Below are 18750 nucleotides of genomic sequence, written 5' to 3' on the forward strand. Positions count from 1 at the left end.
CCCCGGTGGCCCCCGAAGCCGGGCCCGGGTGACGCCTCAGGGACCAGGCCGCGCCGCGGCCCTGCCGCCCTCGACGATGGCCTCGATCACCTTTTGCAGCCCCCGGTTCATGGGCTTGTCGTGGCGGGTGATGAGGGCCTGGGTGCGGTACAGGGGCGGGTCCAGCGGCCGCAGTTCGAGGTCTTCATGGCGGCGGCTGTGGCCCGACAGCGCCATGCGCGGCAGGATGCCGCAGCCCAGGCCGGCCGCCACCATCGCCTTGATGGCCTCCACGCTGTCGAACTCCATGACGGGGGCGGGCGTGGGCAGGGTGCCGCCGGCGCTCAGCCAGTCGTCCACGATCCCGCGCGTGCTGCTGCCCGTCTCGAACTTCACCAGCGGGTGCTGGTTCATCATCTGCGCGGTGACCGCCCGCGGCCAGTGGCAGGTGCCTCGGCGGGAGATGGCCATGAGCTCGTCCTCCAGGATGGGGACCACGGCGACCGCACGCGAGACAATGGGCAGCGTCACGATGGCGGCATCGATCGAGTTGTCCTCGATGCGGCGCACGTAGTCCTCCGTGTTGCCCGTGCTCACGAGGATGCTCAGCGATGGAAAGCGCTTGCGCAGGTCCTGCAGGATGGGCGGCAGCAGGTACAGGCACGAGGTCAGGCCCGTGCCCAGCCGCACGCGCCCCGTCACCCCGGCCGAATGAAAGGTGGCGGCGCTCACGGCATTGGCCACTGCAGCCGTCACATGCGGCACATGGGCCAGCAGATCCGCGCCGGCTGAGGTCGGGCCCACGCGGCGGCCCACGCGCTCGATGAGGCGCACCGACAGCCGGCGCTCCAGATTTCTCACCTGCAGGCTCACCGCGGGCTGGGTCACTCCCAGCCGTTGCGCCGCAGCAGAAAAACTCCCCAATTCCAGCACCAGCGCGAAGGTCCGTAATTGATCGAGATCCAAGGTACGTTCCATAGGCTTAGCTTATGTTTTGTATAAGACGGCAAATCTTCACTTATGGATTGAATGCCGTCAATATTCATCCCGTGCAAAAACTCCAGAGACTTGAATAAAAGCCGGGAGGGGAGGAGCAAGCTGCTATCGGTGCGCATTGGCGCACCGATAGCGCCTTGTATTTGTCGGCTGCAATGATTGATGGCGCATGGCCTCAAAAAACCTGATATCCATCGAAGACCTTTCGCGCAGCGAAATCGAGACGCTGTTTTCCGATGTCGACGACATTCGGCGGTTTCCCGGGGAATTTGGAAATGCGCTGGCCGGAAAAATCGTTTTCACCCTGTTTTGCCAGCCCAGTACGCGAACGCGGCTGAGTTTCGAATCCGCGGCCTACCGCCTCGGCGCGCGCGTGCTGAGCGTTTGCGACATGCACAGCACCCGCCAACCCCTGGGCGAGAGCCTGCTCGACACCACCCGCATGGCCGGCTACTACTCCGACGCGCTGGTCGCGCGGCACGCCGACCATGGCGTGATGGAGCAGATCAAGGGCACCCTCGACGTGCCGCTGATCAATGCCGGCGAAGGGCTCGCCCGGCACCCCACCCAGACGCTGATCGACCTGTACACCGCCCGCGAGCATTTCGACACCCTCGATGGCCTGCGCGTGGGGCTGGTGGGCGGCCTGCGCTACTCGCGTGCGGTGAAGTCGCTGCTGGTCGGCCTCGGGCAGTTCCGCGACGTCGAGCTGCATGCCGTCGATGCCGCCAGCGAAGCCGACGACGGCAGCCCTTTGCCGGCCGACCTCGCCGCTGCGGCGCGCCGCCCCATCCATCTGCACGATTCGGTGCAGGCCATGCTGGGCCATGTCGATCTGCTGTACGTCGTGCGCGTGCAGCGCGAGATGTTCAGCGACGCCGCGCTGTACCAGCGCCAGCTGGAAAAATGCCGCGTGCACCGCGCGCTGCTGGCCAAGGCGCCACCGTGGCTGGCGGTCATGCATTGCCTGCCTCGCACGGACGAGCTGGACACCGACGTGGACCCGACCCCGCAAAACAAGTATTTCCTGCAGGCCGCGTACGGCGTGCCGCTGCGCATGGCCGTGCTGCGGCGCTACATGACGCAGCCGCTGGGGGGAGGAAGCGGCGGCAACGGTGGTGGTGGCGCCAGGGGACTGGCGGCGGATGCGCTGTCGCGCCGCGCGATCGACGTGCTCAGCAACGACGAGTTGTCCCTCGCATGGTGATGCTCTGCGCAATGGCCCTGATGGGGCTCGTTGTGGGTGGCGTGGCCGTGACGGTCGGAGGGGGCGTCACCATCGGCGTGCCGTTGCTGCTGCTGATGGGGCATTCCGCCGCCGCGGCCATCGCCACCGTGAAGTTCGCGCTCGTGGGCTCGTTCTTCACCGGCACGCTGGCCCACCGCCGTGGCGTGGCGGCCCCGGTGCGCATTCCCTGGGTGCTCTGGCCCCTGGCGGCAGCGGGGTCCGTGATGGGCTCGCTGATCGTCACCGGGGTCGATGACCGGGTGCTGCGAATCATCGTCGCCACCATGATGGCCGTGGTGTTGTGGATCACCTACCGGACGGATTTTTCCGCACGCGCAGCCACCTCGGCGCCAGCCGCGCGGCTGCCCCTGGCCGGCATCGCCACGGTGTTCGCGCTGTGCGTGTATTCGGGATTTTTCGGCGCGGGCTTCGGCACTTTTCTCATCTTTGCGCTGATGCATTTTTTCGGCCTTTCGTTTTCCGACAGCGCTTCGGTCATGACGCGCCTCAACCTGCTCGTGGTGGGCTCGTCCGTGACGACTTTCATCACCCACGGCGCGGTCGATTTCCAGTGGGGCATTCCACTCTTCATCGGCTGCGCCCTGGGCGGTGTGATGGGCGCCTGGGTGGCCCGGGTGCTGTCGCCCGAGCGCATGAAAACCGTGTTTCTGGCAGGCACGATGCTGGTCGGCGTCAAGCTGATCTGGGACGCGATGGCGTGATGCCGTACCGTCCTCCGCATGGGGCCCGTCCGGCCCGTGCTTCTGACTTGCAAGGAGCAACGCCACCCCCTCAACGACGGCACTGAACCCTTCTCCTGCCAACGGGAACCGCCCTTGCGCGTGCGGGAAATCCCTCACTGTGGACTGCCATGCGGACCACGATCGGCGTGCGTCAGCGATTAGGATGCACACCATCGTTTTCATCGTGTTCAAGCAGTACAAGGAGACTTCTATGCAGCGCCGAAACTGGCTGGGTCTGGCCGTCCTCGTGGCCACGGGCAGTGCCATGGCCCAGAGCTATCCCACCAAACCGATCCGGCTGGTGGTGCCCTTTGCTCCTGGGGGGACGACTGACATCATCGCCCGCGTGATCTCCGATCCGCTGTCGCGCGCGCTGGGCCAGCCCGTGATCGTGGACAACCGCGCGGGCGGCGGTGGTGTGGTCGGCGCGGCCGAGACGGCCAAGGCGACGCCCGACGGCTATGCCCTGGGCATCGCCACCGTGTCCACCACGGCGGCCAACCCGGCGATCAACCCCAAGACGCCCTACAACCCGCTGACGGACTTCACGCCGATCATCAACATCGCCGCAACGCCCAACATCATTGCGGTGAACCCCAGCTTTCCCGCCAAGGACTACAAGAGCTTCGCCGCCGAGATCAAGAAGGTGCCGGGCAAGTATTCGTACTCGTCGTCCGGCACGGGCGGCATCGGCCATCTGCAGATGGAGCTGTACAAGAGCCTGACCGACACCTTCGTCACGCACATTCCCTACCGCGGTGCGGGCCCGGCCTTGAACGACACGGTGGCCGGCCAGGTGCCGATGATCTTCGACAACCTGCCTTCGGCGCTGGCCTTCATCAAGGATGGCCGCCTGGTGCCCATCGTGGTCGCCGCGCCCCAGCGCGTGGCCGCGCTGCCCAATGTGCCCACCTTCAAGGAAGTGGGCCTGGAACCGGTGAACCGCATGGCGTACTACGGCATCCTGGGCCCCAAGAACCTGCCCAAGGACGTGGTGGACAAGATCAACGCCGGCGTGCGCAAGGCGCTGGAAGATCCGGCCGTGCGCAAGCGCATCGAGGACACCGGCTCGATCATCGTCGGCAACACGCCCGAGCAGTTCGCCGAGCAGATCAAGGCCGAGTTCGAGGTCTACAAGACCGTGGTGCAAAAGCAGAAGCTGTCGCTCGACTGAGCCAGCGCGTCTTCGCTTGCTCAGACCAGGCCCGCCGGCACCGCCTGCGGGCCTTTTTTATCGTGCTATGGTTTTGCGATGCTGCCCGAAAGCCAGACCTCCATCGACACCTTCATCGACGCGCTCTGGCTGGAGGACGGTCTCTCGCGCAACACCCTGGCGGCCTACCGGCGCGACATGACGCTGTATGCCCAGTGGCTGGCGGAGCAACCGTCCGCGCTGGCCATCGACAGCACGCAGGAACACCACCTGCAGGGTTATTTCGCGGCCCGCCATGGGCAGACCCGGGCCACCTCGGCCAATCGGCGCCTGACCGTGCTGCGCCGCTATTTCCACTGGGCGCTGCGCGAGCGGCGCATCGCGGCCGATCCCACGGTCCGGCTGCAGGCTGCGCGCCAGCCGCTGCGCGTGCCGAAGACGCTCTCGCAAGCCCATGTGGAGGCCCTGCTGCGCGCCCCGGACACCGGCCACCCGTTGGGGCTGCGGGATCGCGCCATGCTGGAGCTGATGTACGCCAGCGGGTTGCGCGTGACCGAGCTGGTCACGCTCAAGACCTTCCAGGTGGGCCTGCGTGAAGGCGTGCTGCGGGTGATGGGCAAGGGCGGCAAGGAGCGGCTGGTGCCCTTCGGCGACGAAGCGGCGGCATGGCTGGAGCGCTACCTGGGCGAGGCGCGCGCGGCCATCCTGGGCGGGCAGCAGACCGACGATCTTTTCGTGACGCAGCGCGGCGCGGGCATGACCCGGGCGATGTTCTGGGTCATCGTGAAAAAGCAGGCGCATGCGGCGGGAATCACCGTGCCGCTGTCGCCGCACACGCTGCGCCATGCCTTCGCCACGCACCTGCTCAACCACGGGGCGGACCTGCGCGTGGTGCAGCTGCTGCTGGGGCATGCGGATATCTCCACTACCACCATCTACACCCACGTGGCGCGCGAACGGCTCAAGGCGCTGCACGCGCAGCACCATCCCCGCGGATAGTTGGGTGCCGGGAAGCGGGTGGGAGCTGCGCAGGGCGCGGACAATCGCGGTTTCCTTTTGTGCACCCGGAGTCTTTGCATGACCGATCTTTCCCGCCGGCAATGGATGCTGGCCGCCAGCTGTTCCTGGCTGTCCACGCTGCCGTTCGCTGCCCACGCCCAGCAGGCAGCCGCCTGGCCGTCCCGCCCCATCCGCATCGTGGTGGCCTATCCCGCCGGCGGGGTGAGCGACGTGGTCGCCCGGGCCCTGGGCGACAAGCTGTCGGCCCAGTTGGGCACTTCAGTGGTGGTGGACAACAAGGCCGGGGCGGGCGGCTCCATCGGCATGGATGCCGTGGCCAAGGCGGCGCCGGACGGCTACACGCTGGGCTTTTCGTCCATCAGCCCGCTGGTCCTGAACCCGCACCTGGGCAAATCGCCGTTCGATCCGGCCAAGGACATCGCGCCGGTGGCCAGCGTGATGGTCTCTCCCGTGCTGCTGCTGGGCACGCCCGCCAGCCAGGCCAAGGATTTCCGCCAGTTGCTCGCCACCGCGAAGGCGCAGCCAGGGGCGGTGCGATGGGCCACCTCGGGGCTGGCGTCACTCGGGCACATCATGCTGGAGCAGATCATGCAGTCCACCCAGGCGCAGATCACGCATGTGCCTTACAAGGGCGGCGGCCAGCAGCTCAACGATGCGCTCAGCGGGCAGTTCGAAGTGCTGTCCACCAATGCCGGGCCCGCGGTGATGCAGCACATCCAGGCCGGCAAGCTGCGCGCGCTGGCCGTGGGTGCGCCCGCCCGGCTCGACACTTTGCCCGACGTGCCCACCCTGGCCGAATTGGGCATTCCGGCCGCCAACGTGAGTTCGCTGTTTGGCGTGTTCGCGCCGGCGCGCACGCCGGCGCCAATCCTGGAGCGTTTGAATGCCGAGATCAATCGCGCCCTGGCCCTGCCGGACCTGCGCGCCCGGCTCGAAGCCACCGACAACGTGCCCCAAGGGGGCAAGGCGGCTGACTTTGTGCGGCAGATTGCTGAGGAGTCGCAGAACAACGCCCGCATCATCCGCGCGGCGGGCATTCAGATGAACTGATGCGGCTGTCAGGAGGTGGCGGGGTCGTTTGGCTGAGCATGCGCGACACTCACTCCGCTACGCAGCTGCGCGCGGGCCGGTAGAAGGAGCGCGAACGGCGCTTTCTGGTTCATTCTCCGCGCCGCGTCCCCAGAACAAGTCTTCTTGAGCTGGATCGCTGGAGAAGAGACGAACTTCGGCGATCTGGCTGTGCTCGATGCGGATCAGATCGACCCCCGGCTGCTTCAACTTGACGCCGTTGGCCTCGCCAGCGAACTCCAGCGTCACGGCAACCCAGTCGCCATTGGCCATGTAGTGACTGGCGTGGGTGATCGTGAAGGTGCCTTTGGAGATTTCCATCATCTTGCCCAGCATCGGACCGACTTGCGCCATGCCGCGATGCGTTCCGGAAAACTGATGATTGCCTGGCTGGTGCCAGATCACATCGGGAGAAATCAGTCGGATCAATGCCGTCTGATCGCCCGTCTGGACCGCATGAATATAGGCCTTGGAAATGTCGATGCCAGTCATGAAAAATCACCTTTCAATAAAATATGAATGGTGATTGTTGGACAAATAAAGGCCAATTGCCCGATGTTATTGGGACAATAAATGGTATTTTTGGGACATTCATGCAAAAGGCGAGGCAAGTGATGTCGAAGGTGGCGAGTGTTCCAAAAGGGATGAGCAATGCGGGTATCCCGCGGCTGAAGTACGACCCCACGGCGCCCTACCGGCTCGATCTGGAGGTCTATCCGGCGGGTGATCTATGGCGCCGCGGCGGCAAGGAAAAAGTGCAAACGACCCATCGCTACGACTTTTTCATGCTGGTGTGCATCACGCAAGGAGAGTGCGTTCAATGGGTGGATTTCCAGCCGTTTGCCTGCGAACAAGGGACGTTTTTGATTCTTCGACCAGGGCAGGCCCATAACCTCGGGAGCGATGAAGACTGGGAGGGTTGGATCGTCCTGTTTCGCTCGGAGTTTGCGATGCCCGTATCTGCTGCATCGGGCGACCCCGCGCTCGTGTCGGATCGGGTCGGGTTGCCGGAAAAGCTGCTTCTGGACCAGGATCAGTTGAGAACGGTGAGTCGCTCGATTCAGCAGATGTACGAGGACGCGCACCTCGAGGCTTCCCTCGATCACGTGCACGCTCTGCTGCGCCATCAACTTCACGCCCTGCTGGCACGATTGAGCCTTCTGAAAGGAAGGCAGCGGCCGTTGGATGAGCCGCCGGTTTCCGCTGCGTCACAGCGCTTCCAACGGTTTCAGGCGCTGGTTGAAGAGCGCTTTGCGAATTGGCATCAGGTGGCCGATTACGCCAGTCACCTCGGATATACAGAAAAGAGTCTGGGCCGGTCTTTGGCCGCCGCTACAGGCATGACCGCCAAAGGGTGGATCGCGGCACGGATCAATCTCGAAGCCAAGCGGCTGCTGGTGCACACGGACTTGCCCATTGGCGCCATTGCCGACAGGCTGGGCTTTGACGAGGCGACCAACTTCACCAAATTCTTCAAACGCGAAGTGCGCTGTTCTCCTGCGGAGTTTCGTCGCAGGCAACGGGGTGAAAGCCCACTGTTACACGCTGGTTAGAACGTGGAACCAGCCCCGGCCCGGCCTGGACCGACCGGGGGCCTTGCCGCTCACTCGCCCAGGCTTTCCGCCCAGGTCAGCGCCTGCAAGTGGGCCCAGTTCACCTGTCGGTTGGACAGGTGCAGCGCGTCGGCCGAGCGGGCGAACGCCACCTCGTCGCCGCTTTCGCAGGCTTTGGTGAGTTCCAGGAACGGCGCGAACACGCCGGTGTTGTGCAGCAGCGCATCGATCACGGGCTGGGGCAGCGCGACGGAGTCGAGCGCCTTTTCCAGCGGAACGCCCAGCATGGTGTCCAGCAGCGAGAACACGCCGACCACGAAGGCGTTGTCGCATTCTTCGGGCGGCAGCAGTTCGGCGGCGAGCAGTTCCATGAGGCGGCCGCGCACCACGGCGGTCTGGCCCACGGCGGGTGGAGAGCCCCCGGCGCGCGATGTGGTCATGAGCAGCGCCGCCCAGCGGAACAGCTTCTTGAGCCCCAGGATCATGACGGCGTGCCGGAACGAGGTGACCTCGCACGACAGCCCGAAGCCCGACGAGTTGATGAACCGCAGCAGGTTGAAGGACAGCGTGGGGTCCTTCTTGAGCAGCTCCTCGATCTCCGCCGTGCTGGCCTGCTTTCGCACCAGGTTGATGAGCTGGATGATGGTCGCCTGCGAAGGCCGGATGGTCTGGGCCTTCACCAGCGCGGGCTGGGCGAACCAGTAGCCCTGGAACAGCTTCACGCCCAGGGCGGACATGCGCTCGTGCTGCTCGGCGGTCTCGACTTTTTCGGCCACCAGCGTCGCCTTGGAGTTGGCGCGCGCGAACTTCACCAGGGGCTCGGCCAGCTCGGCCCGGAAGGCCTGCATGTCCAGCTTGACGAAGGCCGCCAGCGGCAGCCAGCTGGCATAGGTGCGGCGTAGCACGTTCTGGTTGAAGGCGAGGCGAAAGCCACGCGTGCGCAGGCCTTCGAGCGTGGACACGCGCCCTTCGATCTCTTCGGCCGTGGCGCCGTCGTGCAACGGGGGCACTTCCAGCACCACCTTTTCGGGGTGGATCAGTTCGAGGTGGCCGCCGGCCAGGCTTTCGTGCGTGCAGTTGATGAACACCGTCTTCTTGCCCACCAGGGCCTCGGTGCCCGCATACGACAGTGCATTGAAGAGCAGGGCGGCATCGCTGGCCGCGGTGTGGGCATCGGAGGCGGTGGAACGGTCGAACAGCTCGTAGCCGAAAACGGCACGCTGCTCATCCACGATCGCCTGGCGCGCAATGATCGCCAGGTTGCTCGAGTCCTCGTCCTCCCCTTGCGGGGCGGTGTTCTCGAAAGCCGGTACGTTGTCTGAGTTGCTCGACATGGAGGGTCTGCGTCAGTGAGTGGGATGAATTCGGTGACCTTACCACCAGAGCCGCACGCTGTCGCCCACTCTGGGGCTCATTCCGTCAACTGGTCCGCCCAGGCCAGTGCCTGCAAATGGGCCATGTTGATTTGCTGGCTGGACAGTTGCAGCGAACTGGCGGCCTGATCGAAGGCGGCGTCGTCGCTGGATTCGCAGGCTTCGGCGAGCCGCAGCAGTTCGCCCAGCGTGCCGGCGCGGTGCAGCAGGGCGTCCGACACGGTGCCGGGCACGTGCAGCAGCCCCACAGCGGATTCCATGGGCATGCTCAGCATGCGGTCGAGCATCGAGAAGATGCCCACCACGAAGGCCTGATCGGCGTCTTCCTGCGACATGGTCTCCAGGGCCAGCAGCTCCATCAACCGCCCACGCACCACGGCCGTGTGGCCGACGGCGGCGGAGATGCCGCCCCCGCGCGAGGCGGTGAGCAGCAGCGCGGCCCAGCGAAAGAGCTTCTTGAGCCCCATGAGCATCACGGCTTGCCGGAACGAGGTGATCTCGCGGGAGAGCCCGAAACCCGACGAATTGATGAGCCGCATCAGGTTGAATGCCAGGCCCGCGTCCTTTTTGAGAACCTCTTCGATTTCGTCCGTGCTGGCCTGCTGGCGCACGAGGTTGATGAGCTGGATGATGCTGCTTTGCGCGGGGGTGAGCAGCTTGGCCTCCACCAGCGAGGGGCGGGAGAACCAATACCCCTGGAACAGCTGCACCCCCTTGCTGGAGGCCATGTCGTACTGCTTGGCCGTCTCCACCTTCTCGGCGATCAGCTCGGCCTTGGAGTGCCGCCCGGCATATTTGATGAGCACGGCCAGCTGGTCCGGCGCCAGTACGGACAGGTCGAGCTTGATGTAGTCGGCCAGCGGCAGCCACGGTGCATAGGCCGATTCCAGCACCGTGTGGTTGAAGGCCAGGTGGAAGCCCCGCTCGCGCAGGCCCGACAGGATCGGCAGCCGCGTACTCACCTCTTCGGCGGCCGCGTGGCCCAGGGGCGGGATCTCCAGCACGACCTTGTCGGGATCGACCAGCTCCAGGTGGCCGCCGGACAGGCTCTCGTGCGTGCAGTTGACGAAGATGAGCTTCTTGCCCACCAGTTCCTCGCTGCCGGCGTGCGACAGCGCGGTAAACACCAGGAACACGTCCGTTGCCGCCGTGTGGCCATGGCCGGAGCGCGAGCGGTTGAAGAGTTCATAGCCCACCACGGCCTGCTGCCCGTTCATGATCGCCTGGCGGGCGATCATGGCGCCGGCAGGGCTGCTCTCGGGGGCAATGGACGGGGAATTGCCGGCGACAGGCGTGTGGGGCATGGATGGCGAACGGAAGGCGATCGGTGGAGGGGCCGCGTCCCTTCGGCAAAGGGGTTGCGGGGCTTGGGCGCATTGTAGGAAAGAACGGCTGCCCACGCGGCCGGGTCAGCCATGCTGCAGCCACTCCATTTCGGCGTCGCTGAAGCCCGCCGCGCGGCGGGCATCGGCGTTGAAGGGCGGTTTCAGGCGTGGCGCCTCGTAGCGCCGGACCAGCAGGGCGTAGTGCGCCATCGGGTCCAGCCCTTCCCGATCGCACAGGAAGCGATACCAATGGTTACCAATCGCCACATGCCCGACCTCCTCGCGCAGGATGATGTCCAGGATGTCCACAGCCGCCAGCGCGTCGGCGGTGCCCACCTGCCGCAGTTTGCGCTGGATCAGCGGTGTGGCGTCCAGGCCGCGGGCCTCGAGCGTGCGCGGCACCAGGGCCATGCGCGCGACGATGTCGCCCGCGGTCTTCTCGCACATGGTCCACAGGCCCTGGTGGGCGGGAAAATCGCCGTAGTCGTGCCCCATGCTTCGCAGGTGTTCGCGCAGCAATCCGAAGTGCTTGGCCTCTTCGGCCGCCACCCGCAGCCAGTCGAGGTAGAAGTCCGGCGGCATGCCGTCGAAACGCCACACCGCGTCGAGGGCGAGGTTGATGGCGTTGAATTCGATGTGCGCGATGGCGTGCATCAGCACCGCGCGGCCCTCGTGCGTGGCCGGCGAGCGGCGCGCCACCTCCGTGTGGCGCAGCAGGGCGGGCCGCTCGGGGCGGCCGGGCAGAGTGGCGGGGTCGGCGGGGCCCTGCGGGCTGGTCGCGGCCACGCCATGGTCGGCCGCACGCGCGTGCAGGTCCAGGGTGGCGGCGGCTTTGGCCTGGGGGTCTGTCAGGCACAGGGCCTCGAGGGCACGTTGGCGAAGGTCCATCCCTACAATTCTAGGATTCGGCCCCGCTGACAAAAAAGGAGACCTGGATGGCGCTTTACGAACTCGATGGCATTTCTCCCCGCACCGCGCCGTCGGCGTGGGTGGCGGACAGTGCCGAAGTCATCGGCCACGTCGTGCTGGGAGAGTCGTCCAGCATCTGGTTCGGGGCCGTGCTGCGCGGCGACAACGAGCCGATCACCATCGGCGCCGGCACCAATGTGCAGGATGGCAGCGTGCTGCACTCCGACCCCGGCCAGCCGCTGGTGCTGGGCGAGCGCGTGACGATCGGCCACAAGGTCATGCTGCATGGCTGCACGGTGGGCGACGAATCGCTCATCGGCATCGGCGCGGTGGTGCTCAACGGTGCGAAGATCGGCAGGCATTGCCTCGTCGGCGCCGGCGCGCTGGTGACGGAGGGCAAGGAGTTTCCCGATGGCTCCATGATCATCGGCAGTCCCGCGAAGGCGGTGCGCCAGCTCTCGCCCGAGCAGATCGAGGGCCTGCGCCGGAATGCGCAGACCTACATCGACAACGCCCAGCGCTTTCGAGCCGGGTTGCGCAAGCTGGCTTGAGCGGCGCCAACATTTCAGGAAAACCAGGGTGTCTGAACTCCACAAGTTTCTTTTCGATGGCCTGCCCGTGCGCGGCATGATCGTGCGCCTCACCGACGCCTGGACCGAGATCCTCGCGCGGCGCGCCGGCAACACCACCTCCGGCGCCTATCCGCCGCCCGTGCGCGAGCTATTGGGCGAGATGGCCGCGGCCGGCGTGCTGATGCAGTCCAACATCAAGTTCAACGGGGCGCTGGTGCTGCAGGTCTTCGGCGACGGCCCCGTCAAGCTGGCGGTGGCCGAGGTGCAGTCGGACCTCAGCCTGCGCGCCACGGCCTCGGTGAACGGCGAAGTGCCGGACGGTGCCCGCCTGAGCGACATGGTGAACGTGGGCGGCGGCGGGCGCTGCGCCATCACGCTCGATCCGAAGGACCGCCTGCCGGGCCGGCAGCCTTACCAGGGCGTGGTGCCGCTGCATGGCGACCACCACGAGAAGATCGAAAAGCTCAGCGACGTGCTGCAGCACTACATGCTGCAGTCCGAACAGCTGGACACCACGCTGGTGCTGGCCGCCGACGACCAGGTGGCCGCCGGCCTGCTCATCCAGCGCATGCCGATCAAGGGCGAGGGCAACCTCGCCGGCGAACTGACCCACCGCGAGAACGAGGACCAGATCGGCCACAACGAGGACTACAACCGCATCGCCACCCTGGCGGCCAGCCTGACGCGCGACGAACTGCTGGGCCTGGACGTGGACACCATCCTGCGCCGCCTTTTCTGGGAAGAGAAACTGCTGCGCTTCGTGCCCCAGCAGGGCGTGGACGGCCCGCGGTTCGCCTGCACCTGCAGCCGCGAGCGCGTCAGCAACATGCTGCGCAGCCTGGGGGTGGAAGAGGCCGAGAGCATCCTCGCCGAGCGCGGCGACATCGAGGTGGCCTGCGAGTTCTGCGGCCAGCAGTACCGCTACGACGCGGTGGATGCGGCGCAGATCTTCACCGAGCCCGGCAAGCAATTGCCGGGGCCGTCCAGCGTTCAGTAGCCGCCGGCTGCAAGGCCCGCGGGTCCCGCATCAGCCGCGCAGCGCCGTGAACAGCTTGTGCTCGCACTCGGGGTCGCTGCACTTCTCGCACGACCATGCACGAAGGCGGGCAGGCCGTGCCGGCGCTTCTTGATCAAAAACGGTGGGTGCCGGCGGATCATATGCCCTGGGTGCTATTTTTTTAATAGCATCCAGGGCCGCCCGCAGCCGCTCGTTCTCGCTGCCGTACAGCACGCGATAGGCCACACCGGCCTCGGAAAGCGCCCCGCGCAGGCAGGCATCGAACCGCTCCTGCCCGCAGGGCTGCGGTGTCTGGCCCGAGGCTTTCGAGGGCGTCGCGCCGTCCAGTCCGCCGAGCAGCGTGGCTCGGCACGTTGCCGCATGGGTCGCCGCCAGCGCTGCCAGCGCCTGCTGCGCCGCATCTTGCAAGGGGCCCACCGGCGCCTGCAGGCAGCGCGACACGGCCGCATGCAGCGCCGGGCAGGCATCGACCAAGGCATGCCCCGGCTGCAGGTGCCGTGCCACCGCGCGCGCTAAAGCCTCCAGCCCGGTGCCGGGGGCGCCCAGCAGGGCGATGCGGACCGGATCGGCGGCCAAGGGACTCGGGGGGCGGTGGGAATGAACGCTGCAGAGGCCCCGTCCGCTCAGCGGTGGGTCACCTGCACGTAGATCTCGTTGGGCTTGACCATGCCCAGTTCGTTGCGCGCCTTTTCCTCGACCATGTCCAGGCCTTCGCGCAGGTCGTGCACTTCGGAGGTGAGGCGTTCGTTGGCCTGGCGGGCCTCGGCATTGGCCTGCTTTTGCGCAGCGATCTTTTCCTTCATTTCCTGCACGTGGTGGACGCTGCCGCGGCCGGACCACAGCTGCGCCTGCACCCCCACGAGGAGGAGGAGCAGCACCAGCGGAACGATGCGGGGACTCATGGCGGTCAGATCAGGCGGCAGGAAAGGGATCGGTCACCGCCCGTGGCACGGCCCTCACAGAAGGAGGGAGGACCGTGCCACGGCGGTGGGTTCAGGTCAGCGCAGGTTGTAGAACGCAGCGCGGCCGGGGTAGTGGGCGATGTCGCCCAGGTCTTCCTCGATGCGCAGCAGCTGGTTGTACTTGGCGATGCGGTCCGAGCGCGACAGCGAGCCCGTCTTGATCTGGCCCGCGTTGGTGCCCACGGCGATGTCGGCGATGGTGCTGTCCTCGGTCTCGCCCGAACGGTGCGAGATCACGGCCGTGTAGCCGGCGCGCTTGGCCATCTCGATGGCAGCGAAGGTTTCGGTCAGGGTGCCGATCTGGTTGATCTTGATGAGGATCGAGTTGGCGATGCGCTTGTCGATGCCTTCCTTCAGGATCTTGGTGTTGGTGACGAACAGGTCGTCGCCCACCAACTGCACCTTCTCGCCCAGGCGTTCGGTCAGGTGCTTCCAGCCGTCCCAGTCGCCTTCGGCCATGCCGTCTTCGATGGAGATGATGGGGTACTTGTCCACCCACGCGGCGAGCATGTCGGTCCATTGCTGGGCCGTCAGGCGGATGCCGCCTTCGCCTTCCAGCACGTAGTGGCCGTCCTTGTAGAACTCGCTGGCCGCGCAGTCCAGGGCCAGGGCGATCTGTTCGCCGGCGGTGTAGCCGGCGGCGTCGATGGCCTGCAGGATGAGCTGGATCGCGGCTTCGTGGTTCTCGACGCTGGGGGCGAAACCGCCCTCGTCGCCCACGGCGGTGCTCATGCCGCGGTCGTTGATGATCTTCTTGAGGGCATGGAACACCTCGGCGCCCCAGCGCACGGCTTCGCGGAAGCTCGGCGCACCCACGGGGACGATCATGAATTCCTGCAGATCCAGGCTGTTGTTGGCATGCGCGCCGCCGTTGATGACGTTCATCATCGGCACGGGCAACTGGATGCCGCCCATGCCGCCCAAGTAGCGGTACAGGGGCAGGCCGGACTCTTCAGCAGCGGCGCGGGCCACGGCCATGGAGACCGCCAGCATGGCGTTCGCGCCCAGGCGGCTCTTGTTGTCGGTGCCGTCCAGGTCGATCAGGGTCTTGTCCAGAAAGGCCTGCTCGGAGGCGTCCAGGCCCAGCACGGCCTCGGAAATCTCGGTGTTGATGTGCTCCACGGCCTTGAGCACGCCCTTGCCCAGGTAGCGGCCCTTGTCGCCGTCACGCAGCTCGATGGCCTCGCGGCTGCCGGTGGACGCACCAGAGGGCACGGCCGCGCGGCCCATCACGCCCGATTCCAGCAGCACGTCGCATTCGACGGTGGGGTTGCCGCGACTGTCCAGCACTTCGCGACCTACGATATCAACGATGGCACTCATTCAAGGTTCTCCAGTTTTAAAGAATTATCGATTGGCCCCAGGTAGTGCTCTGGCAACGGCAACGACGATCGCTACCATCCTCCGCACTCACCCATGCAGCAAAGGGTGTGGGGCTATAAAAATGGGTCGGGTTTGTATAGGTAGATCGCGGAACCCATGATCAAAAGCACGGTTGCGCTCAATGAGCATGCCAAAACCAGTGGTTTAGGCCATTGCGCGATGCGGACCACCAGCGCGCAGGGGCGCAGTGCCATCCAGGGCGCAGCCAAAAAGGATGCAATCAACAGCAACGTGCAAAACAGACCGACGCGCTCTGAGAGAGTCAGCAGGGTGAAATCTGAAATGACAAACAAGAAAGAGCCCACCAAAAGCCAGGCAATGGACTCGACTGCTGAAAACCTTGCTCTTGAAGACTCACGCACCCCAGGCCGCGCGAGAAATCGGTACGAGAGAATCAGCGTGCAAGCAAGCAGCGATGGCAAGGAGAGAAACGCAAATGCCATTGCGAAACCGCTGAGCGCACCAATGGCGACATAGATCATTGGAGTAAGCAACAACCCCATCACCACCGAAGACAGCACGACCACTGGAAAGTAAGCCATCGGCTGGTTGCGAGTGCAGCAGATTTGATCAATCAGCAAAATGAAGGTGCTCGGCTCACACGCCTTCCACGCACACCATGCGCATGACGGCCGCGCCTTCGCGGGCCGCCTTGGCCTTCTGGTACTCGGGCGTGTCGTAGAACGCGCGGGCCGCCTCGAAGCTCGGGAACTTCAGCAGCACGGTGCGGCCGGGGTTCCAGTCGCCTTCGAGCACCTCGACCTTGCCGCCGCGGATGCAGACCTCGGCGCCATGCACCTGCATGGCGTGGGTGCTCCACTTCTTGTACTCCTCGTACTGCGTCGGGTTGGTGACGGTGACGGATGCGATGACGTAACCACTGCTCATGGCTCAGGCTCCAAAGTTGTTTTCGAGGAATCCGTTGCGCTTGGTGATGGTGTCCAGCGCCACCAGCGTTTCCAGCAGCGCCTTCATGTGCTTGAGCGGCACGGCGTTGGGGCCGTCCGACAGGGCCTTGGCCGGATCGGGGTGCGTTTCCATGAAGAGGCCCGCCACGCCCACGGCGACGGCGGCGCGGGCCAGCACCGGGACCATCTCACGCTGGCCGCCGCTGCTCGTGCCCTGGCCGCCCGGCAACTGCACCGAGTGGGTGGCGTCGAACACGACCGGCGCCCCGGTCTCGCGCATGATGGCCAGGCCGCGCATGTCGGACACGAGGTTGTTGTAGCCGAAGCTCGCACCCCGCTCGCAGGCCATGAAGCTGTCCTCGGGCAGGCCGGCTTCCAGCGCGGCGGCGCGAGCCTTGTCGATCACGTTCTTCATGTCGTGCGGCGCGAGGAACTGGCCCTTCTTGATGTTCACCGGCTTGCCCGACTGCGCCACCGCGCGGATGAAGTCGGTCTGGCGGCACAGGAAGGCGGGCGTCTGCAGCACATCGACCACCTTGGCGGCCTCGGTGATGTCGTCCTCGGTGTGCACGTCGGTCAGCACGGGCACGTCCAGGTCGCGCCGGATCTTGGCCAGGATCTCCAGGCCCTTCTCGCGGCCGGGGCCGCGAAAGCTGGTGCCCGAAGACCGGTTGGCCTTGTCGAAGCTGCTCTTGAAGATGAACGGAATGCCCAGCGCCGCCGCCGTCTCCTTGAGCTGACCCGCCACGTCCATCTGCAGTTGCTCGGACTCGATCACGCAGGGGCCCGCGATGAGGAAGAAGCGGTGTTCCAGGCCGACGTCGAAGCCGCAGAGTTTCATGGCAGGGGTTCTTTCTTTTCTCGTCGTTGCTTCGGAAGAAGGCTTTCAGGCCGCCGCGAGGGCTGGCTGCTGGCTCTTTTGGCGCTCCACGGCCGCCTTGATGAAGGCGTTGAAGAGCGGGTGGCCGTTCCACGGCGTCGATTTGAATTCGGGGTGGAACTGCACGCCGATGTACCAGGGATGCACGCTCTTGGGCAGCTCGACGATCTCGGTGAGCTGCTCGCGCTGCGTGAGCGCCGAGATCACCAGGCCCGCCTTGCGCAGCTGGTCGAGGTAGTTCACGTTGGCTTCGTAGCGGTGGCGGTGGCGCTCGGTGACGATGTTGCCGTAGATCTCGTGCGCCAGCGTGCCGGACGCCACGTCCGAGCTCTGCGCGCCCAGGCGCATGGTGCCGCCCAGGTCGGAGTTTTCGTTGCGCGTCTTGATCGTGCCGTCGGCGTCCTTCCACTCGGTGATCAGGGCGATCACGGGGTGGGGCGTGGCAGGCTCGAACTCGGTGCTGTTGGCGTCCTTGAGACCGGCCACGTGGCGCGCGTACTCGATGGTGGCGACCTGCATTCCCAGGCAGATGCCCAGATAGGGCACCTGGTGCTCGCGGGCATAGCGGGCCGTGCTGATCTTGCCTTCCACGCCCCGCGCGCCGAAGCCGCCGGGCACCAGGATGGCATCGTATTTAGCGAGTTTTTCGGCCGCGTCGGCGGCGCCGATGGTCTCGGAATCGATGTGCTCGATCTTCACGCGCACATGGTTCTTCATGCCGGCGTGGCGCAGCGCCTCGTTCACCGACTTGTAGCTGTCGGACAGGTCCACGTACTTGCCCACCATGGCGATGGTGACCTCGCCCTGTGGATGCTCGGTCTCGTAGACGAGCTGGTCCCAGCGCTTGAGGGTCGTGGGCGGCGTGTTCAGGCGCAGCTTGTCGCAGATCAGGCCGTCCAGGCCCTGCTCGTGCAGCATGCGCGGCACCTTGTAGATGGTGTCCACGTCCCACATGCTGATCACGCCCCACTCGGGCACGTTGGTGAACAGCGAAATCTTGCCGCGCTCTTCCTCGGGAATGCGGCGGTCGGCGCGGCACAGCAGCGCATCGGGCTGAATGCCGATCTTGCGCAGCTCCTGCACGGTGTGCTGGGTCGGCTTGGTCTTGAGCTCGCCCGCGGCGGCGATCCACGGCAGGTAGGTCAGGTGCACGAAGGCGGCGTTGTTGGGGCCGAGCTTGAGGCTCAGCTGGCGCACCGCTTCCAGGAAGGGCAGGGACTCGATGTCGCCCACCGTGCCGCCGATCTCGACGATGGCCACGTCCACCGCGTCGCCCGTGCCCACGCCGGCGCCGCGCTTGATGTATTCCTGGATTTCGTTGGTGACGTGCGGAATGACCTGCACGGTCTTGCCGAGGTAGTCGCCGCGCCGTTCCTTCTCCAGCACGCTCTGGTAGATGCGGCCCGTGGTGAAGTTGTTGGTCTTTTTCATGCGCGTTTCGATGAAACGCTCATAGTGGCCGAGATCGAGGTCGGTTTCGGCGCCGTCGTCGGTGACGAAGACCTCGCCGTGCTGGAACGGGGACATGGTGCCCGGGTCCACGTTGATGTACGGGTCGAGCTTGATGAGGGTGACTTTGAGGCCCCGCGATTCGAGGATCGCGGCAAGGGAGGCTGAGGCGATTCCCTTGCCCAGGGAAGACACCACACCGCCGGTGACGAAGACAAATTTGGTCATGTC

General features: G+C 65.7%; 20 protein-coding genes. 8 read left to right on the top strand and 12 right to left on the bottom strand.

The genetic code is table 11. The features are described from left to right. Positions 1-36 precede the first annotated feature (36 nt). The gene (locus AVME950_RS13080) at positions 37-957 is read right to left on the bottom strand and encodes a LysR family transcriptional regulator (RefSeq protein ID WP_284430127.1); all 921 of its coding nucleotides are present in this window, start codon (positions 955-957) and stop codon (positions 37-39) included. Positions 958-1144: 187 nt separating this feature from the next. Between AVME950_RS13080 and pyrB the strand changes: the two genes are divergently transcribed. The 5 genes from pyrB (at position 1145) to AVME950_RS13105 (ending at position 6169) form a co-directional block, all read left to right on the top strand. Beyond that, positions 1145-2182: an aspartate carbamoyltransferase gene (gene pyrB, locus AVME950_RS13085; protein WP_284430128.1), complete on the top strand. Its 1038-nt coding sequence runs from the start codon at positions 1145-1147 to the stop codon at positions 2180-2182. Next, positions 2176-2925 (top strand): sulfite exporter TauE/SafE family protein, encoded by a 750-nt coding sequence (locus AVME950_RS13090; protein ID WP_284430129.1) that lies wholly within the window; start codon positions 2176-2178, stop codon positions 2923-2925. Before pyrB ends, AVME950_RS13090 begins: the two co-directional genes overlap by 7 nt. A gap of 232 nt (positions 2926-3157) precedes the next feature. Then, complete coding sequence (locus AVME950_RS13095) at positions 3158-4120, top strand: tripartite tricarboxylate transporter substrate binding protein BugE (protein ID WP_284430130.1); 963 nt, start codon at positions 3158-3160, stop codon at positions 4118-4120. A 78-nt stretch (positions 4121-4198) separates the two neighbouring features. Beyond that, positions 4199-5098 (top strand): site-specific tyrosine recombinase XerD, encoded by a 900-nt coding sequence (gene xerD / locus AVME950_RS13100; RefSeq protein ID WP_284430131.1) that lies wholly within the window; start codon positions 4199-4201, stop codon positions 5096-5098. Positions 5099-5176: 78 nt separating this feature from the next. After that, positions 5177-6169, top strand: a complete 993-nt coding sequence (locus AVME950_RS13105; protein WP_284430132.1) for a Bug family tripartite tricarboxylate transporter substrate binding protein — start codon at positions 5177-5179, stop codon at positions 6167-6169. Between the two features lie 57 nt (positions 6170-6226). On the opposite strand, the gene AVME950_RS13110 is transcribed toward AVME950_RS13105, so the two are convergent. Next, positions 6227-6679, bottom strand: coding sequence for a nuclear transport factor 2 family protein (locus AVME950_RS13110; protein WP_284430133.1), 453 nt, complete (start codon positions 6677-6679; stop codon positions 6227-6229). Positions 6680-6801: 122 nt separating this feature from the next. On the opposite strand from AVME950_RS13110, the gene AVME950_RS13115 reads away from it, so the two are divergent. After that, positions 6802-7740 (top strand): AraC family transcriptional regulator, encoded by a 939-nt coding sequence (locus AVME950_RS13115; protein ID WP_284430134.1) that lies wholly within the window; start codon positions 6802-6804, stop codon positions 7738-7740. 50 nt (positions 7741-7790) lie between these two features. Here the strand turns inward: AVME950_RS13115 and AVME950_RS13120 are convergent, their stop codons facing one another. The 3 genes from AVME950_RS13120 to AVME950_RS13130 form a co-directional block, all read right to left on the bottom strand. Continuing rightward, on the bottom strand, positions 7791-9074 hold the full coding sequence (locus tag AVME950_RS13120; protein WP_284430135.1) for an EAL and HDOD domain-containing protein: 1284 nt from the start codon (positions 9072-9074) through the stop codon (positions 7791-7793). Between the two features lie 77 nt (positions 9075-9151). After that, positions 9152-10417: an EAL and HDOD domain-containing protein gene (locus tag AVME950_RS13125; RefSeq protein ID WP_284430136.1), complete on the bottom strand. Its 1266-nt coding sequence runs from the start codon at positions 10415-10417 to the stop codon at positions 9152-9154. 105 nt (positions 10418-10522) lie between these two features. Beyond that, entirely contained in the window at positions 10523-11326 is an 804-nt protein-coding gene (locus tag AVME950_RS13130) for a ferritin-like domain-containing protein (RefSeq protein ID WP_284430137.1), read from the bottom strand. Between the two features lie 47 nt (positions 11327-11373). On the opposite strand from AVME950_RS13130, the gene AVME950_RS13135 reads away from it, so the two are divergent. After that, positions 11374-11898, top strand: a complete 525-nt coding sequence (locus AVME950_RS13135; RefSeq protein ID WP_272568047.1) for a gamma carbonic anhydrase family protein — start codon at positions 11374-11376, stop codon at positions 11896-11898. Between the two features lie 28 nt (positions 11899-11926). Beyond that, positions 11927-12916 (top strand): Hsp33 family molecular chaperone HslO, encoded by a 990-nt coding sequence (gene hslO / locus AVME950_RS13140; protein ID WP_272568048.1) that lies wholly within the window; start codon positions 11927-11929, stop codon positions 12914-12916. Positions 12917-12946: 30 nt separating this feature from the next. On the opposite strand, the gene AVME950_RS13145 is transcribed toward hslO, so the two are convergent. From AVME950_RS13145 to pyrG, 7 genes are all read right to left on the bottom strand, one after another. After that, positions 12947-13513 carry a hypothetical protein gene (locus AVME950_RS13145; protein WP_284430138.1) on the bottom strand — a complete coding sequence of 189 codons (567 nt, stop codon included), beginning with the start codon at positions 13511-13513 and terminating at the stop codon, positions 12947-12949. A gap of 47 nt (positions 13514-13560) precedes the next feature. Next, positions 13561-13839, bottom strand: a complete 279-nt coding sequence (locus tag AVME950_RS13150) for a septum formation initiator family protein (protein WP_272551727.1) — start codon at positions 13837-13839, stop codon at positions 13561-13563. A 96-nt stretch (positions 13840-13935) separates the two neighbouring features. Next, positions 13936-15222 carry a phosphopyruvate hydratase gene (gene eno / locus AVME950_RS13155; protein WP_272568051.1) on the bottom strand — a complete coding sequence of 429 codons (1287 nt, stop codon included), beginning with the start codon at positions 15220-15222 and terminating at the stop codon, positions 13936-13938. Positions 15223-15335: 113 nt separating this feature from the next. Further along, positions 15336-15824: a hypothetical protein gene (locus tag AVME950_RS13160; RefSeq protein ID WP_284430139.1), complete on the bottom strand. Its 489-nt coding sequence runs from the start codon at positions 15822-15824 to the stop codon at positions 15336-15338. A gap of 55 nt (positions 15825-15879) precedes the next feature. After that, positions 15880-16170 carry a DUF1330 domain-containing protein gene (locus AVME950_RS13165; RefSeq protein ID WP_272568055.1) on the bottom strand — a complete coding sequence of 97 codons (291 nt, stop codon included), beginning with the start codon at positions 16168-16170 and terminating at the stop codon, positions 15880-15882. Positions 16171-16173: 3 nt separating this feature from the next. Beyond that, on the bottom strand, positions 16174-17031 hold the full coding sequence (kdsA, locus tag AVME950_RS13170; RefSeq protein ID WP_272568056.1) for a 3-deoxy-8-phosphooctulonate synthase: 858 nt from the start codon (positions 17029-17031) through the stop codon (positions 16174-16176). Between the two features lie 45 nt (positions 17032-17076). Then, complete coding sequence (gene pyrG / locus AVME950_RS13175; RefSeq protein ID WP_272568057.1) at positions 17077-18747, bottom strand: CTP synthase; 1671 nt, start codon at positions 18745-18747, stop codon at positions 17077-17079. Between the last annotated feature and the right edge of the window lie 3 nt (positions 18748-18750).

It is taken from the genome of Acidovorax sp. SUPP950, assembly GCF_030158935.1.
Lineage (GTDB): Bacteria > Pseudomonadota > Gammaproteobacteria > Burkholderiales > Burkholderiaceae_C > Paracidovorax.

What these genes read in the sequence shown, in the direction of transcription:
- AVME950_RS13095 (WP_284430130.1), top strand. Translation starts at nt 3,158, where the DNA reads ATGCAGCGCCGAAACTGGCTGGGTCTGGCCGTCCTCGTGGCCACGGGC.
- AVME950_RS13090 (WP_284430129.1), top strand. Translation starts at nt 2,176, where the DNA reads ATGGTGATGCTCTGCGCAATGGCCCTGATGGGGCTCGTTGTGGGTGGC.
- AVME950_RS13165 (WP_272568055.1), bottom strand. Translation starts at nt 16,170, where the DNA reads ATGAGCAGTGGTTACGTCATCGCATCCGTCACCGTCACCAACCCGACG.
- AVME950_RS13125 (WP_284430136.1), bottom strand. Translation starts at nt 10,417, where the DNA reads ATGCCCCACACGCCTGTCGCCGGCAATTCCCCGTCCATTGCCCCCGAG.
- AVME950_RS13150 (WP_272551727.1), bottom strand. Translation starts at nt 13,839, where the DNA reads ATGAGTCCCCGCATCGTTCCGCTGGTGCTGCTCCTCCTCCTCGTGGGG.
- AVME950_RS13105 (WP_284430132.1), top strand. Translation starts at nt 5,177, where the DNA reads ATGACCGATCTTTCCCGCCGGCAATGGATGCTGGCCGCCAGCTGTTCC.
- AVME950_RS13160 (WP_284430139.1), bottom strand. Translation starts at nt 15,824, where the DNA reads ATGGCTTACTTTCCAGTGGTCGTGCTGTCTTCGGTGGTGATGGGGTTG.
- eno (WP_272568051.1), bottom strand. Translation starts at nt 15,222, where the DNA reads ATGAGTGCCATCGTTGATATCGTAGGTCGCGAAGTGCTGGACAGTCGC.
- AVME950_RS13115 (WP_284430134.1), top strand. Translation starts at nt 6,802, where the DNA reads ATGTCGAAGGTGGCGAGTGTTCCAAAAGGGATGAGCAATGCGGGTATC.
- AVME950_RS13110 (WP_284430133.1), bottom strand. Translation starts at nt 6,679, where the DNA reads ATGACTGGCATCGACATTTCCAAGGCCTATATTCATGCGGTCCAGACG.
- AVME950_RS13135 (WP_272568047.1), top strand. Translation starts at nt 11,374, where the DNA reads ATGGCGCTTTACGAACTCGATGGCATTTCTCCCCGCACCGCGCCGTCG.
- xerD (WP_284430131.1), top strand. Translation starts at nt 4,199, where the DNA reads ATGCTGCCCGAAAGCCAGACCTCCATCGACACCTTCATCGACGCGCTC.
- pyrG (WP_272568057.1), bottom strand. Translation starts at nt 18,747, where the DNA reads ATGACCAAATTTGTCTTCGTCACCGGCGGTGTGGTGTCTTCCCTGGGC.
- AVME950_RS13130 (WP_284430137.1), bottom strand. Translation starts at nt 11,326, where the DNA reads ATGGACCTTCGCCAACGTGCCCTCGAGGCCCTGTGCCTGACAGACCCC.
- AVME950_RS13120 (WP_284430135.1), bottom strand. Translation starts at nt 9,074, where the DNA reads ATGTCGAGCAACTCAGACAACGTACCGGCTTTCGAGAACACCGCCCCG.
- pyrB (WP_284430128.1), top strand. Translation starts at nt 1,145, where the DNA reads ATGGCCTCAAAAAACCTGATATCCATCGAAGACCTTTCGCGCAGCGAA.
- AVME950_RS13080 (WP_284430127.1), bottom strand. Translation starts at nt 957, where the DNA reads ATGGAACGTACCTTGGATCTCGATCAATTACGGACCTTCGCGCTGGTG.
- kdsA (WP_272568056.1), bottom strand. Translation starts at nt 17,031, where the DNA reads ATGAAACTCTGCGGCTTCGACGTCGGCCTGGAACACCGCTTCTTCCTC.